We start from the raw sequence: 15,754 nt of genomic DNA on the forward strand, positions 1-15,754 counted from the left end.
CTATTGCCTGGGCAGCATCGCTGCCTACTCTCTCTGCTCCGTGCTTTTTTGCAATCCTTACGACTGCTGCAATTGGTAGATCATTTGCCATTTTTAATTCCACCTCAAATGAAAGTATATCGGTGAATATATATACTTTTTGGGAAAAAAACCCGTTTTTACCTTTCAAAACACTAATTGTGTGATTTATGTCAATTTTTCAATATTTTTTTGCGTAAAGTGTGATCTGGTAATATCTCGTGTTTTAGTCGGTTTAAGGGCTAAAAGCGCTCTCCTGGGGGTTTTTATTTTTTTATAAGAGAAATGGCGAGTAAAATCGCATTGGAATAATCAATGGCGGCGCGCGATGTATCGACGAATATTTTGTCGATATTTACTACCGGTGCACCATGGGAATATCCCTCCCCGAGAAGGCAAAGAGTCCTGAATATAAGGTTTCCCGATATGCCGTCCGGTGCGATAATAATTCCATGTGTTTTTATGGCATCTTCAATCAATATCTCGCAGTTGTCAGACCCTGTAAGCTGTGCTATCTCCTCAGCATCATGTATTGTTCTGTCGACTGTGTTATGACGCCCTATATCACCTGTACGTCCGCCTGAGAGGACTGCGACTTTCCGGCTAATCCCTAATTTTTCTGCAAGAGGTTTTGAAGCCCTGATGAAGTCTGTCTTCTCTTCAATGCTCCATCCCTCATCGACACCAACAGGTGCAAGAAGGAATTTTTTCCCGGCGGCTGTTTCAAGGAGTGCTACACGGCTGAGGCTTTTTACTCCTGCTTTTTGCTTTAGGGTTTTTAATGTGGAATTTGCAGACAGTGTGCCGCGAACTGCTGCATCAATTCTTCCTGTATAAAGAGCGTTTATCAGATCTTCTCCGGGAGTTTTAGATATTTCGTATTCAATACCTTCATAGATTTTTTCAGGTATCTCTCTGGAAAAAATGACAATATCTGCCTTATCTTTGACTCTTTCCAGACTCTTCTGAACCTTAATGAGATCTTTATCCACACCGATTCCGATTATCATCCGGGCCACCCTTAAAGTTTAGTCAAAAAGACCCATAATGCCTTCTTTTGTGAGATCAAAAACAGAACTTTCTTTTTTATTGTATTTTATCGTCAGATTTTGTGAGTTATTGACTGAACCTATGTCTGCCGCAGTCATGGCAACACCGGAGAACAGCGATATGACCTCTTCTACATTCTCCTCTTTTGCGGTGACGATAAATCCCATTCCCGGATACATACGCACCCACTGTGAGAAAGGAATGCCTAAATCATCAAGATCCGGTGTTGGAATATTTTCAAGTTCTATCTCCGCACCTGCACTGCTTGTCTCAAGAAGCATACCGAGAGTCCCGATAACACCCGGGTTGCTGATATCCTTTCCTGCAGTGAGGAGATGTTTTTTACCCAGTTCCTGCATCACCGCAATCTGGCTTCTCACTTCTTCTTTTGTCCTTATGGTTGCGGAATCCCAGTTGAGAGCACATGAGGGATGAACCCTGCCTTTTAAGTCAATTGCCGCAATAACCCTGTCGCCGGGCTTTGCAGTGTGTGAAAATATTGCATCCTCAATTTTTACAATACCCATAATAGCAACGTCAATTGCCGAGAACTGAGTGTCCGGATGAAGATGGCCGCCGACTATAGGGACGCCAAACTTTTTTGACGCATCTGCCATTCCACGCAAAACCTCATGGCATATCTTTTCGTTCTGTATCGAAAGAATGTCAACCATGGCAAGTGGTCTTCCTCCCATAGCTGCAATATCGTGGACATTTACAAGAACCGAGCAGAAACCGGCCCAGTAGGGGTCGGCCTCCATTAACATACTCCATATGCCGTCAGCAGCAAGAAGAATTCCTTCATCATTATTTTTTATGAGTGCGGCATCCTCTCCAAATGATACAACAACATCATCCGAGTCAAGCCTGAGGCAGTGGATAATCTCACCTATGGCATGCTTCCTTGTAACGCCTGCGTATTCCCTGACTGCTTTTGCAATCGATTCTGTGGAACAGTTTTCCTCCACAATTAACACCAACTAAAGTACTTTTTTGATTTTGCACACAATAAAATATAGTCTGCGATCTTGATTTTACTGAAAGTATCTGTCTGACTATTGTTTTTCATCAAAAAAAGTCTGTTTTATCGGGGGTTCACTTTTTTAAAGCAGAACAATCGTAACATCCGGACGTCGATTTGGAATTAATCTGATTCCTGGCCGATAAAATATGAAAATTTATTCCTTTATGTATTAATTGCCGGATTATTACCGTTCATTAAATTACTGTCGGATGTAAATATATTATGTAACAATATGCAGGACTGGGTAGAGAAGTACAGGCCGAAATCCCTGCAGGATATTGTGGGCAACAAGCAGATTGTCCGCCATATGGCTGAATGGGCAGGAAAATGGGAGGCTGGCAAACCTCCGCTTTTAATATATGGAAAACCGGGTACAGGAAAGACCTCTTCAGCCTATGCCCTTGCAAATGATATGAACTGGGAGGTTGTTGAGTTAAATGCCAGTGACCAGAGGACAAAAGGGATAATTGAGAGGATCGCAGGTTCAACTGCGACCACAATGAGCCTTACCGGAGCCTCAAGGAAGCTTCTTTTGCTTGATGAGGCCGACAACCTCCACGGCACCGCAGACAGGGGAGGGGCGCGTGCAATAATGGATGTAATCAAGAATTCGCGGCAGCCGATAATTCTGATTGCAAACGATATATACGGCGTTGCAAAAGAGCTCAAATTTCTATGTGAGCCGGTTCAGTTCAGGGCTCTTCAGGCAAGAAGCATAGTTCCGCATCTGAAATACATCTGCTCTAAAGAGAATAAGAAATGCAGTGACGAGGCGTTAACAGAGATTGCCGAGAGTTCGTCCGGGGATATGAGATCTGCTATAAACATGCTTTATGCCGCAGGTATCGGGACAGAGAATCTTACGTCTGATGACGTGAACACTGCAAAAAAAGATGAAAGATCAACAATCTTTGAGCTTGTAGGTGCTGTTCTAAAGGGGAGGGAGGATAAGCGTTTAATGGAGATCTCCTATGAACTTTCGGATACCCCTGACGCAATGGAACAGTGGATAGAGGGATCTCTGGGACAGATAAAGGACATAAGCAAACGTGCAGAGGCGTACAGGTATCTCTCGCTCGCTGATGAGTTCATTGGAAGAACCTACAGGAGACAGTATTACACACTCTGGAGGTATGCAACGTCAATTATGGTTCTCGGAACGGCATCAGCGGCAGGTGGTGCAGGAGTGACTGACAGAATCATGCCACCTTCCAGATGGGGCCTGATGTCGCGTGGAAAGAAGCAGAAGGCGATAAGACAGTTTGTTTTAAATAAATTATCCTCTGCATATCATGTTCCGGAGGACACATTAAGGGACGACTATTTAAAGCCTGTATCAATTATGGCAGACCGCGACCCGTTATCCTTTGCAAAGGAGCTTTCACTTGACAAGGATGAACTTGATTTTTTCATCCATGATAAAACCCGGTCATCGGATGTCATAAAGGAAATTAAAAAGGAAGAGCGTGAGGCGGAAAAAAGGGATAAAAAGGCGAAAAAAGATTCAAAAAAGAAGATAGTCACGCTGGAAAAACCGGCCGTTGCCGCTGAAATTCCGTCAGGAGATAATAGTATAATGACTCCCGCGGAGGCCGGAATGGAAGAGAAAAAACCGGAAGACACTGAGAAAAAGCCCCCGCAGACACAATCCACTCTCTTTTCATTCTGATTTTACGTGAATGTATTTGTGGAAATATTTTTAATTTTATTCAGGGCTTATAATAACGCCTGAGAATCACACCGCAGTCGATTATCTCTCCGCCGCTTTCGTAAATTTCGTTTCCAAGATGATATACTATAAGCTCTGCTCCTGCATCTTTTGCAATCGCAATAAGGGAGGGTATCATCTCAATTCCCGGGCGGACAGAATAAATAAGCTCTGATCCTCTGTAAAAATTAAAATCCGGTGCAAATATATCATCTGTCTGAAATAAAATTCCATAGTCAGGGAGATCTTCCTTTATGTCGGAGGCCTTTATTTTGTAGCCTTTATCTTTTAGTTTCTGTGCAATATATGGATTTTTACCGATTCCAATCTCAATTATCTTTGTTTTTTTAGGATAGTGCAGCAGATAACTGCAGAACGCCTCTTCAATACCCTTATGGTTTTCCATTGCTTATCTTATTCATAAATGAGTGTCCTTATTTTTTGGGATAATGATGTGCCTTTAGGTCTCCAGCAGCCGGTGGTGAGAATGATATCCGATGTCATTGATATGCCTGTTTTTGCTGAAGATAACCCCGTTATGCTCCGTGGATTTGATCGTTCAAGAAATCAGAACGATGCAAGCAAAATACTGGGGGACATGCAGGATTTCTATACACGCAGAATGGGATGCGGGGACTCGATTCTTATTGTCACAGGAAAAGACCTCTATATCAGAGGCAGGGACTTTGTATTTGGTCTTGCAAGACCTGGTGTCAATGTATCAATAGTCTCGGCAGCAAGGTTATGCAACAGCTGGTACGGGCGTGAAGATCTTGACAGTGACTTAATGGACAGGCTTGTTAAGGAGGGGACGCATGAACTTTGTCACTGTATGGGTCTTGACCACTGTGATGACCCTGAATGCATTATGTTTTATCCTCAGACTCTTGACGAACTGGACCGTAAAAAGAAGATGCTCTGTCCTAAATGCAGTGAGAGCCTAAACATCTTTAAATTCTCTGACTGATCTGGTTTCATATTTTTTTAAGATTCAGAATGATAATATGGTAAAATCAGTTTTTTTTTGATTTTTAGCACTATAGTTTATAAATCAAAAACCCGTTAATTTTTACAAGGATCTTAACCGGGTATTGGATGAATTCACGTTTTTATGATATGCTGTCGCTTATAGGGGCTGTTTTGATAGTAGTCGTCATTGCATTTGTAATGAAGCCCGGCCTTTTTACAGACACTTTTGGAGAGCAGGAAGTGGCTGTAAAAACAGAATATCCTGATATGTCAGACGTGCCTGTTGTTTTCATAAATGAGTCTGTATATTCTTCATATCAGGATAAAATCTTTACAAAAGAGGATCAGATGTGGCTGCTTGCAAGCAGAATTTCCGGTGCGATGGACTATTATCTGCCAGAAACAAGGAATTTTGCGGCACGATATATTCCAAAGGATAACAGCGGGGAATTTACAATATCGCAGGCTTCTGATATATGGGATGGTGTTACGGGGGAATGGATATATCAGGATGACCCTGCAGGTATCTGGGATGTTTCTTCCGCAGGCAGGACTATAAACACAGGTCTGACGGGTGATTCAAATGACTTTGCGATATTTATTGCATCTCTTATAAAATCCATAGGAGGACAGGCAAGAATCAAGGTTGCGCAGAGTCCTCAGACAGGAGAGCATGCCTATGCCGAGTTGTACCTTGGAAACGGCGATGATTTCAATACAAAGGTAATAAACTCTGAAGCGTTGTCTTCCTTGAAGGCAGAGTATCCTTATGCATTTGCAAATGATCCTTCCGGCCTTAATGTCTTTAAATATAAATCAGGCAGTATCTGTTCTGGAGATTCATGCTGGAACTATGTAAAACCGTTTAAATCCATATTAAACGAACCGGAAAAATATGGAGAAATGGTTTATGAATATCCGAAACTTATAGAATATCTTCTGCTTTTTCCTGATACAAATGAAATAGAGCTTCAGATTATGTATCTGAAATTCCGATACAGCGGATACAGCAGTTATTCTCCGGAGGTTTTTACTCTCAGGGATATATCCTATTCCTCTGAATTTGAAAAGAACGGTGATAAGACATACTGGCTTAAATTTGACCGGCTTGGGAGATATCCGGGTGATGACTATTACAGTGACACCGGGTATGCCAAAGTTTTTTATTCCGATTCTTCATGGGACGATATAAGATTTGAAACCCTTTACGGATAAGAAAAAAGATCTGATTTTCGACTGATTTTTTTTTATATTTCATGCTTTATGTGTTTTATCTGATAGTCCGGTTTCTGCATGAAATCTAAAATTTCTATGATTAAATATCTATATATCTTAAAAAATCAGATTATGTCAATGGAATGAGGCGGGATTTTAGTGTTATCAAGTACGGGGCAATAGTACTTCTTCTGTCGGCAGTCCTGGCTGTAATACTAATTTCAGGTGCTGCAGATGCTGATTTTGCACAAAATACAGGGATGTTTGAAACTGAATCTGCATCATATGAGCAGAAGCTCTCCCTTATCTATTCAGACGCCGCCGAGTCTGAAAATCCTGCAGTATTATCTTTTGCATATCTGAGGATATCACCTCAAAATGCCGGGAATTATTCTGTTGCACAGGCCTGCGATCTATGGGATTTTACTAACAAAAACTGGATCATAATAAGTGATCCAAGAGGGCCTGAGTATGTATCATCCACAACAGGAACCATAAAGGCAGGAATGAGGGGCGACTGTGATGATTACTCTGTTTTTTTATCATCCCTGATAACGTCTGTCGGAGGCAGATGCAGAATTGTTACGGCACAGGGGATGGATAACACACCCGGTCATGCATATCCTGAACTGTTCATTGGCTATAATGAGTCTGAGGTAAAGGATTTATGCAAATTTATAACGGCAAGATACGGGTGCGACAAGGTTTACTACAGTTTCAACGGCGAGGACGGAAAAACAGCATACTGGCTGAATCTTGACTGGATAATTCCCAAGGTTTTCGGACCTGATTACTATACATATGGAAATACCAATGCTGAGATAGAAATGTATCATCCGGGAAGAGTGTATTATCCTCCGGATTCTGTTACCCTTTATTATGGAGACGGAACCTGGAATAAGGATTCACCTGGTCACGGCTATTTTGTGCGAAAGTTTGGAGTGGATACCCTCAATGTTTTGTAAACGTCTTCTGACTGTTGCTGCTTTAGTGTCCCTGGCACTTTTTTGTGTTATGGTTACCGGATGTACATCTGGAGAGGATTCCTGCAACGTAACTTTGTCTGAGATAAATTCTATTGAAAATTCTGCAAACGGACGTCTTAAAACAATGGATTTTTCCAGTCCGGATGAGTTCACCTCTGCACAGGCGGTGGCCTCTAAAAATCAGTATCTTGATGCACTGGCTATTCTTACATCCGGTAATGTTGAAGGTTGTATTTCAGATTCAAAATACAAAAACATGGTCCGTTCACTTGAGTTAAAGTATAAATTTCTTGATATGTATATAAGATTTGGAGAGGCCGAAGAGAGAATTTCGATGTTACTTACTAAAAATTATCCTGAATTTCAGAAGGATTTAAAAGAGATAATGACTGAACTTGAGAATTTCAGGTATGAGATTAAAACCCTTCAGATAACTGCTGATAACATTGATGCCTCGCAGCTTGACCCTGCAAATCAGAATATGATCTCTGTTGTTGAAAATGACCTCGATATTGTTCGTTTAAAGACAGACAGGTACATCTCTTTACTTGTTCCCTATCAGTAATTTTTATTTTATCTGAATGTTTGAAACTTCAATTTTTTTTGGGAATAATTTGCAGGAAAAATCATTTTAACATACACAAATGTCCCTTTTGCGTCATAGAAACCGCCTGAGTTGGAAAAACATTAATGGCTGGCAGCGCTTATAAGTAACATTCATATTATGGACGATTGATATGGGATATTATTCTTCACTTATCAACAGAAAATTCAGGGATGTAGTGGGAAACCGCTATGAAGACGTGCTTAAAGATTACAGGGATTTTCTGCTCACAGAAGAGGAGCTGGTTAGGGATATAAAGAAAATCCTTGTTCCCCTGGATATATTTGTAAAGGAAATTCCCGACGATCTCTATGGACTTTTTGGGATGTATGATGCCGAAATCACCCTTGTTTACATAACAGACAGGGATGTCGTATCCCTGGTCGGAGAGATCCTCGGCGAAGCGGCGGCAAAAGAGTATGTTGAGAAGAAAGAAAGTTACGGGCACTCGCTTCTTGACAAAATCTCAACAGAACTTGAATCAAGAGAAATAAGATCAAAAAACAGGTTATATTCAGGGCATAAATGGGATGATGTGGTAAATCTCTCAGGAGACTATGACCTCGTGGCTGTTTCCAAAAGCTATGGCGGTGGTCGTGGCGACAATAATGAGATCAGTCCTGTCGCACAGAGGCTTGTACAGCAGATGAACACAGCAACGGTTATTTATTAATATTTAGGGAAATTAGATGATTCCAATAGAAACGCTGATAGCAGTAGTCATATTTCTCATCACCTATATACTGATAATCGATGAGAGGATTCACCGTGCTGTTGCTGCAATGGCGGGCGCTGCGGTTTTGGTCTTCATAGGAATTGTTCCGTGGGACAGTCTTTTGGAACAGATTGACTTTGGCACTATCTTCCTTCTGATGGGAATGATGATAATTGTCAATGTTGCAAGCAACAGTGGTCTTTTTGAGTATCTTGCTATAAGGACTGCAAAAGCTGCAAAAGGCAGCCCCATTATGGTTCTAATCCTGTTCTCTCTTGTAACTGCGGTTACAAGTGCATTTCTGGACAATGTAACAACCGTTCTTCTGTTAACACCAATGCTTCTTTACATAGCAAAGGTGATGGACTTAAATCCGATACCATTTTTGCTTGCAGAAATTATAGCGTCAAATGTAGGGGGTATGGCGACACTTATCGGAGATCCGCCAAACATTATGATTGCATCCTCTGCAGGACTCTCATTCAATGAGTTTTTATTCATAATGGGGCCTATTGCATTAGTTGACCTGATTATTGTCCTGGGAATTTTCATCCTGATGTATGGTAAGCAGATGCGGGTTGATAAGGGTGAGAAAGCGGCGATAAAAAAGACGATTGATGCACTTGACGAGCGTGCAGCAATTCGTGATGAGGTTCTGTTTAAAAAGTCAGTAATAACGCTTGTAATCGTTGTCGCACTCTTCTTTATGCACAGCAATATCGGTGAAATACTTCATGTGTTCCTGCCGTTTGTTGATCCGACAATGTCGCTTGAGCCTGCGGAAGTTGCACTTATCGGTGCCGCATTCATTCTTTTCTGGTCAAGAGCAGCACCTGAGATGATCTTTGAGAAGATTGAATGGCCTGCCCTTTTCTTCTTCGGCGGTCTGTTTATCCTTGTAGGAGGGCTTGTAAACACCGGAGTAATCTCTGATCTTGCCCAGTTTTTAATAAACAATGTAAACAACACCGGAGAAGCGATGTTTGTCATTGCATGGTTTGCGGCAATTGCATCTGCAATTGTTGACAATATTCCCCTAACAGCGGCTTTAATACCCCTGATTCATGATGTTGGCGCAACAACGTCTTCGATTGATATATATCCGCTCTGGTGGGCATTGTCTCTTGGTGCATGCCTTGGAGGAAACGGGACAGCAATTGCAGCGTCTGCAAACGTAGTTGTTCTTGGAATAGGAGAGAGAGAAGGAATCAAGATTACATTCATGGATTTCTTAAAGATCGGACTTTTGGTGATGTTTGTCACGGTTGGAGTCGGTCTTGGAATGTTATATCTGATGTTTTAGTAATTTAGGTGTGATAATGAAGATATTAGTTTTATTGGACGGTTCAAAGTGGAGTCAGAAGGCTGCTATGCATGCACTTATGCTTGCAAAGAAAAAAGAAGACTCTGAAGTTGTATTGTTCTCTGTTCTTGACAGGGCGGAAGTGAGGTCTGCCGCCTTTTATCTCTGTAAGCAGAGCAATATGTGTGATATGATAGCTGAGCATGAAGCCAAAATCTGGGGCGATATGAAGAAGAATCTCAGCGACGAGATGGCTGAGATACTTTTAAGCCTGAATAAGGCAGGAATTGAATGTTCACAAAAAATTGTTGAAGGCATGAGATCTGAAGAGATTGTAAAAGAGGCAAATTCCGGTTCCTACACTTTGATTGTTATGGGTGCATTCGGCAAGAAGTCCAACATTCAGGTGGGGACCCTTTACGGTGCGATTGCAAAGGATGTCAGTGTCCCGATACTGGTAATAAAATAATACTTTTTTTGCTCTGCCAACCCTGCTTTTCTGATTTGAAATTAGATTGTTATTCTCAATGTTTTGTAGTATAATTTCTGGAGTAAAACATATTATATTTTAATATAAATCTTAAATGATAATATCTGACAATATGATTAAATCAGTGGTAATATTACCCTTGTCATAATTGTATGAATTCTTCGGGGGAGGAATCAATGCGTAATTCATTATATGTTTTAATTTTTCTAATGCTGGCCGCGATATTTTCATATTCTGTATCAGCATCTGTTTTTAATATTCCTGATATGGATAGAATTCCATCGATTCTTTCTGTTCAGGATGGTAATTACAAAATTTCAGTGCCGGAGACATCATATTCAGCTAATTCTTCTGAACAAAATCCCGAACAATGTATATCTGATTCTCTTCATTCTTTTAAATATAACAAAGATACCGGAATATGGGGTGCATATAATCCCGGACAGGATATATCAGTATCAACAGACGGTTCCGGTTCGTTTTGTTTAGATACGGAAAAAGGCTCATTTTCAATGTCACTTTCCGGTATAGGGCGTCCTGACCTGCTCACATCTCCAGGGGTGGGAGATATCAGATTCGATGGAAGATTCCTTGATTCTGTCCACGAAGGCTTTACCGAATGGTATGTCAACGGCGATGCCGGAATCGAGCACGGCATGACTATCATGTATTCTCCGCCGGGAAAAGGAAAACTCGTTGCCGGTTTTGATGTTACAGGCGAACTTACGCCGTCATCTGACGGGCAGAACATATACTTCTCAGGTGAAAAAGGCCGTGTATTGAAGTACACCGGACTTCGGGCATGGGACTCTGCAGGAAGAGCTCTTGAGACCTCGCTTAACCTTTCGGGAAACACTATCTGCTGGGATATTGACGACGAAGACGCGGTATATCCTGTTACGGTTGATCCGGTTTTCACTCTTGCCGAGACACTATACGGAAGAGCAGTAAGTGACTGTTTTGGTTATTCCGTCTCCGTCTCCGGTGACTATGCAATTTCAGGGGCACCATATAATGACACAGCAGGTGTCGATGCCGGTGTGGCATACATCTACAAAAATGACGGTTCAGACAACTGGGGACTTGTAAAAACACTATATGGAGTAGCAGCAAATGACTGGTTTGGCCGGTCCGTTTCCATCTCCGGTGACTATGCAATTGCAGGTGCACCTATGAATGACACGGCAGATGTTAGTGCCGGTGTGGCATACATCTACAAAAAAGATTTAGGTGGTTCAGACAACTGGGGACTTGTAAAAACACTATATGGGGTAGCAGGAGATGACTGGTTTGGACGGTCCGTTTCCATCTCCGGCGACTATGCAATTGCAGGTGCACCCAGGAATGACACGGCAGGTGACTTTGCCGGTGCGGCATATATCTACAAAAAAGATTTAGGTGGTTCAGACAACTGGGGACTTGTAAAGACACTATCTGGAGTGGCAGCAAATGACTGGTTTGGAAATTCCGTTTCCCTTTCCGATGATTATGGGATTTCAGGGGCACTATATAACGACGTGGCAGCCGGCAATGCCGGTGCGGCATATCTCTACAAAAAAGATTTAGGGGGTTTAGGCAACTGGGGACTTGTAAAGACACTATATGGAGTAGCAAAAGATGACTATTTTGGAAATTCCGTTTCCGTTTTCGGTGACTATGCTATTTCAGGGGCATATGGGAATGACACATCAGCAAACTCTGCCGGTGTGGCATACATCTTCAAAAATGACGGTTCAGACAACTGGAATCTTGTAAAAACATTATATGGGGTAGCAGAATTTGACATGTTTGGGAATTCCGTTTCCATTTCCGGTGACTATGCGATTTCGGGGGCATTTGATAATGACACGGCTTTTAGCAATGCCGGTGCGGCATACATCTACAAAAATGACGGTTTAGACAATTGGGGACTTGTAAAAACACTATATGGAGTAGCAAAAGATGACTATTTTGGTTATTCCGTTTCCATCTCCGGCGACTATGCGATTGCAGGGGCATATGGGAATGACACGTCAGGCAGCTCTGCCGGTGCAGTTTATTTGTACACTTTATATCCAATATTCAACTCATTCAGTCCCGCTACAGGCATAAACAATAACAACGCTCTTGCGGTTTCTGTCATCGGCAGCAACTATCACGGGACACCTGTCGTAAAACTCAAAAAAACCGGTGAGACTGATATCACTGCAACCGGTGTGATACTTGCCGGGGATACAGAGATAGACTGCATATTTGACATAAACGGAGCATCTGCCGGTGTCTGGAATGTTGAGATTACAAATCCCAATAGCAGAAGTGTAACCGGTGCAGGTGTTTTCACTGTTATTGCATCTCCTGCTCCTGTTTCTGTTTCTGCCACAACAGGAAGCGCTTCCTCAGACACTGGTTCAAATACCGATACAGGACTCGGAAAGGCAGAGAATCTTGGTCAGGGAGACTCGGCAAGCTTTAAAATTGATAAAGGTGCGGTTTACGAAGTTACGATAATAGCAGGTGAAGATATTCCTGAAGTTATGGTAACAGTCTGTTGTAAACATTCTTTCCCGTGGACAGGTCCGGTTGTCACCGGTATATATGAATACGAGGATGTAAAGGTCTATAAAACCGATGAAAGTTCGCTTTCCGGTGGTTCGTTCAAATTTATGGTGTCAAAATACCGGCTCTCATCAAAAGGGTATACCAAAGGCGACATTGTGATGATGCATTACAACGGCGAGTCATGGGATGAGCTTGTGACAACCTTAATTGACGAAGATTCCGAATATTATTTTTATGAGGCAGAAACTCCCGGATTTTCATGGTTTGCAATCGCCATAGCAGAAGGTTCGACAATTGTTCCTGAAAAGACCTTAGAGGTGACCGAAACGGAAACCGAAATCGAAACGGCTGTTCCCGTTGCGACTGAAACGATTACACCTGCTGCAACTGCATCACATGTTCCGACAGCTGCAGATGCCGGTCAGAGTGAAAGTACATCAGTACTCCTGCCGGCCGGTCTGGCCGGGATTTTGATTGTAGGATTAATAGGGGCAGGAATACGGAATAAAAGACGAAATGAGGAATATCCTGACTGGTGGTATGAGAAAAGAAAATGAGTCTCCTTAAAAGGTTAAATAAATTTTATTCTCACTTCTTTTTTGGGCAATAAGGCCTTTGCTTTTTTAAAATTACTTAGTAAAAAGTTAGATTTTTTATCCTGCTTAAAACAGTTATTTTACAGACGTTTTTGCATCGAGTCAAATAAATATATATACAGCAATGAATAAATATGTGCATTGATGATATTAAATTATAATATTTTAGAAAATGTATTGTATGGGTCTCTCTATGAACAAAAGGTAAATTCGTCTGTTTTTGAGGGATTTTTGAGATGAAATCTAAGGATATTGCAATTGTCGGAATTTGTCTTGCGATTGGTGCAATCCTGAGATTTGCCGCGAACATGTTTCCCGGCGCAATTGTCGGAAACCCGGTAATTGCCCTTTATTGTCTTGCGCTTATTTTGATTCGCCCAAAACTAACGGAAGCTGCCGGAATAGGTCTTGTTGCGGGTGTAATGTCGATGCTTATCAGCCATTCCATATTCCCGCCGGCAAATTTAATATCAGAGCCGCTTGGAGCTATGACATGCACTGCTTTGTACGCGATATTAGGTAATGAAAAAATTACAGCTAAAATTTCTCTGGTTGCCCCTGCAGTGACTACATTTGTGGCAACACTTGTCAGCGGATTTTCGTTTGTTGGAATCTGTATGGTAGTAATGCTTGCATCAATTGTAACAGTTCCCACCGGAACAATAATGGGATTCTTTGCAGCAGTAGCACCTATTGTCGTAATTACAGCAGTCTTCAACTGTATAGTAACTCAGATTCTCTACATTCCTGCAAAGCGGATTGTATCCCGCTAAAAATCTTTTTTTGTTTCATTTTTTCAACCATCTTCGAACAGTTTAATACTGCAATGAACATATATATACATCAAAAGATGAGTGGAGTGTAATTTTTCAGGTGATTTGCAGATGAAGTCAAGGGATATAGCGATAGTAGGAATACTACTTTCAATAGGTGCAATTTTAAGATACCTTTCAAATGTGGTTCCGGGAGCAATCGTTGCAAATCCGATAATTGCCCTGTACTGCCTTGCAATAATTTTGATTGTACCAAAGATAAAAGACGCAATTGGAATAGGAATAGTTGCAGGTATATTATCGGCTCTGATCAGCCATTCCATATTTCCGCCAGCAAACTTAATATCCGAGCCTCTGGGCGCTATGGTCTGTCTTCTTGTATACATTTTCCTGAGAGGAAGAATTCCCCTTGCGCCGGGAATCTCGACATTTATTGCAACTCTTGCAAGCGGATTCACATTCCTTGTGGTAAGCCTGATAGTGATTATTTCTGGAGTAATACCGGAACCTGGCGAGTCTTTTACTATTGAAGCTTTTATCGTGATGTTATCACCGATAATCATACTGACAGCGGTTGCAAACTCCGTAATCTCCCAGATTCTCTATATACCTTCGTCAAAGATTCTTATGAGGGGTGCATCTGCCACAGAGGAGATAAAAAAAGAGAAATCTTCTCAGGATAAAGTCCCTGAGCCGGAATTATCAGATTCGGCTGTAATGTTTGATTCATTCTCATATACCTATCCTACAGGAACAAAACCTGCATTATCGGATATTACACTTGATATAAAAAGGGGCGAATGTATTCTTGTAAACGGAACCACAGGTGCGGGAAAGACAACATTCTGTCTTGCAGCGGCAGGAATTATCTCCCATGAATATGAGGGAAAGACAGAAGGCAGAATGTCCATATTCGGAAAAGATGTATCCGAATACACTGATATGGGCGACATCGGAAAAAAGACAGGGGTTGTCTTTGACGATGCCGATGCACAGCTCATCTTCACAACAGTTGAGGAAGAAGTGCTTTCAGGTCTTGAAAACCGCGGGTTATCGGCATCTGATGTAAAAGAGAGACTTGAGAGTATAATGGAGTTAACCGATATCGAAAAACTCCGCTACCGTGCACCCCACACCTTATCCGGCGGCCAGAAACAGCGTGTATCACTTGCCGCAACTCTTGCCTCGGGAACAGAATGCCTGATACTTGATGAGGCAACTGCAGAGCTTGACACAGCCGCGACATCTGTAATAATTTCAATACTTGAGAGACTCAAAGAAGATAATAAGACAATAATTGTTGTTGAGCAAAAACCGCGTGAGATGGCATCTCTGGCAGACCGTGTTGTTGTAATCGAAGAGGGAAGGATAACATCGGTGCAGAATGCCGCGAATTTCTTCCTGGAATATCATGATGATGAGGATGATATTTCTAATGAGACTGAAATATGCAAACAAAATCCTGATGCAAAGCCGGTTGTGAAAATTAAAAATCTGGTTCACAATTACGGCGAATCAAAAGGTCTTGATGATGTATCATTAACAATTGTTTCCGGTGAGCTCATCGCAATAATAGGTGAGAACGGCTCCGGAAAAACAACTCTTGTAAAGCACTTAAACGGCCTTTTAAAACCAACATCCGGAGAAGTGACAGTCTGTGGCCTTAACACAAAAAATTCAACAGTAACAGAACTTGCAACACATGCAGGTCTCGTGTTCCAGAACCCTGATACAATGCTCTTTGAGGACACTGTTGAAAAGGAGA

At 41.8% G+C, this 15,754-nt stretch carries 14 protein-coding genes and 1 pseudogene; 11 read left to right on the forward strand and 4 right to left on the reverse strand.

The genetic code is table 11. From position 1 onward, the window contains the following. The 3 genes and pseudogenes from ACTB1O_RS08275 to ACTB1O_RS08285 all read right to left on the reverse strand — a co-directional run. A pseudogene (locus tag ACTB1O_RS08275) lies at window positions 1-91 on the reverse strand (histone); the annotation flags it as partial. 193 nt (window positions 92-284) lie between these two features. Next, the gene (gene mtxX / locus ACTB1O_RS08280) at window positions 285-1,028 is read right to left on the reverse strand and encodes a methanogenesis marker protein Mmp4/MtxX (RefSeq protein ID WP_462994667.1); all 744 of its coding nucleotides are present in this window, start codon (window positions 1,026-1,028) and stop codon (window positions 285-287) included. Window positions 1,029-1,046: 18 nt separating this feature from the next. Continuing rightward, the gene (locus ACTB1O_RS08285; protein ID WP_462994668.1) at window positions 1,047-2,036 is read right to left on the reverse strand and encodes a methanogenesis marker 2 protein; all 990 of its coding nucleotides are present in this window, start codon (window positions 2,034-2,036) and stop codon (window positions 1,047-1,049) included. A gap of 288 nt (window positions 2,037-2,324) precedes the next feature. Between ACTB1O_RS08285 and ACTB1O_RS08290 the strand changes: the two genes are divergently transcribed. Continuing rightward, complete coding sequence (locus tag ACTB1O_RS08290) at window positions 2,325-3,761, forward strand: replication factor C large subunit (protein WP_462994669.1); 1,437 nt, start codon at window positions 2,325-2,327, stop codon at window positions 3,759-3,761. A 40-nt stretch (window positions 3,762-3,801) separates the two neighbouring features. On the opposite strand, the gene ACTB1O_RS08295 is transcribed toward ACTB1O_RS08290, so the two are convergent. Then, window positions 3,802-4,206: a UPF0146 family protein gene (locus tag ACTB1O_RS08295; protein ID WP_462994670.1), complete on the reverse strand. Its 405-nt coding sequence runs from the start codon at window positions 4,204-4,206 to the stop codon at window positions 3,802-3,804. 18 nt (window positions 4,207-4,224) lie between these two features. Here ACTB1O_RS08295 and ACTB1O_RS08300 point away from each other — a divergent pair, with 18 nt between their 5' ends. The 10 genes from ACTB1O_RS08300 to ACTB1O_RS08345 form a co-directional block, all read left to right on the forward strand. Further along, entirely contained in the window at window positions 4,225-4,767 is a 543-nt protein-coding gene (locus ACTB1O_RS08300) for an archaemetzincin family Zn-dependent metalloprotease (RefSeq protein WP_462994671.1), read from the forward strand. A gap of 128 nt (window positions 4,768-4,895) precedes the next feature. Further along, a complete protein-coding gene (locus ACTB1O_RS08305; RefSeq protein ID WP_462994672.1) occupies window positions 4,896-5,984 on the forward strand; it encodes a hypothetical protein in 1,089 nt (362 codons plus the stop codon). Between the two features lie 143 nt (window positions 5,985-6,127). Then, window positions 6,128-6,949: a transglutaminase domain-containing protein gene (locus ACTB1O_RS08310; RefSeq protein ID WP_462994673.1), complete on the forward strand. Its 822-nt coding sequence runs from the start codon at window positions 6,128-6,130 to the stop codon at window positions 6,947-6,949. Continuing rightward, window positions 6,939-7,535, forward strand: coding sequence for a hypothetical protein (locus tag ACTB1O_RS08315; RefSeq protein WP_462994674.1), 597 nt, complete (start codon window positions 6,939-6,941; stop codon window positions 7,533-7,535). Before ACTB1O_RS08310 ends, ACTB1O_RS08315 begins: the two co-directional genes overlap by 11 nt. Window positions 7,536-7,707: 172 nt before the next feature. Further along, on the forward strand, window positions 7,708-8,247 hold the full coding sequence (locus ACTB1O_RS08320) for a hypothetical protein (protein ID WP_462994675.1): 540 nt from the start codon (window positions 7,708-7,710) through the stop codon (window positions 8,245-8,247). A gap of 16 nt (window positions 8,248-8,263) precedes the next feature. Beyond that, the gene (locus ACTB1O_RS08325) at window positions 8,264-9,592 is read left to right on the forward strand and encodes an ArsB/NhaD family transporter (protein WP_462994676.1); all 1,329 of its coding nucleotides are present in this window, start codon (window positions 8,264-8,266) and stop codon (window positions 9,590-9,592) included. 16 nt (window positions 9,593-9,608) lie between these two features. Next, complete coding sequence (locus tag ACTB1O_RS08330; protein WP_462994677.1) at window positions 9,609-10,061, forward strand: universal stress protein; 453 nt, start codon at window positions 9,609-9,611, stop codon at window positions 10,059-10,061. A 197-nt stretch (window positions 10,062-10,258) separates the two neighbouring features. Next, window positions 10,259-13,177, forward strand: a complete 2,919-nt coding sequence (locus ACTB1O_RS08335; RefSeq protein WP_462994678.1) for a PGF-pre-PGF domain-containing protein — start codon at window positions 10,259-10,261, stop codon at window positions 13,175-13,177. A gap of 275 nt (window positions 13,178-13,452) precedes the next feature. After that, window positions 13,453-13,989, forward strand: coding sequence for a tryptophan transporter (locus tag ACTB1O_RS08340; protein ID WP_462994679.1), 537 nt, complete (start codon window positions 13,453-13,455; stop codon window positions 13,987-13,989). Between the two features lie 111 nt (window positions 13,990-14,100). Continuing rightward, a partial coding sequence (locus ACTB1O_RS08345) for an ABC transporter ATP-binding protein (RefSeq protein ID WP_462994680.1) occupies window positions 14,101-15,754 on the forward strand: 1,654 nt, incomplete at its 3' end.

The organism is Methanomicrobium sp. (assembly GCF_055145805.1).

Coding starts and splice junctions, on each gene's coding strand:
- ACTB1O_RS08335 (WP_462994678.1), top strand. CDS start 10,259: ATGCGTAATTCATTATATGTTTTAATTTTTCTAATGCTGGCCGCGATA.
- ACTB1O_RS08315 (WP_462994674.1), top strand. CDS start 6,939: ATGTTTTGTAAACGTCTTCTGACTGTTGCTGCTTTAGTGTCCCTGGCA.
- ACTB1O_RS08295 (WP_462994670.1), bottom strand. CDS start 4,206: ATGGAAAACCATAAGGGTATTGAAGAGGCGTTCTGCAGTTATCTGCTG.
- ACTB1O_RS08340 (WP_462994679.1), top strand. CDS start 13,453: ATGAAATCTAAGGATATTGCAATTGTCGGAATTTGTCTTGCGATTGGT.
- ACTB1O_RS08330 (WP_462994677.1), top strand. CDS start 9,609: ATGAAGATATTAGTTTTATTGGACGGTTCAAAGTGGAGTCAGAAGGCT.
- ACTB1O_RS08290 (WP_462994669.1), top strand. CDS start 2,325: ATGCAGGACTGGGTAGAGAAGTACAGGCCGAAATCCCTGCAGGATATT.
- ACTB1O_RS08320 (WP_462994675.1), top strand. CDS start 7,708: ATGGGATATTATTCTTCACTTATCAACAGAAAATTCAGGGATGTAGTG.
- ACTB1O_RS08305 (WP_462994672.1), top strand. CDS start 4,896: ATGAATTCACGTTTTTATGATATGCTGTCGCTTATAGGGGCTGTTTTG.
- ACTB1O_RS08310 (WP_462994673.1), top strand. CDS start 6,128: ATGAGGCGGGATTTTAGTGTTATCAAGTACGGGGCAATAGTACTTCTT.
- ACTB1O_RS08300 (WP_462994671.1), top strand. CDS start 4,225: ATGAGTGTCCTTATTTTTTGGGATAATGATGTGCCTTTAGGTCTCCAG.
- ACTB1O_RS08325 (WP_462994676.1), top strand. CDS start 8,264: ATGATTCCAATAGAAACGCTGATAGCAGTAGTCATATTTCTCATCACC.
- mtxX (WP_462994667.1), bottom strand. CDS start 1,028: ATGATAATCGGAATCGGTGTGGATAAAGATCTCATTAAGGTTCAGAAG.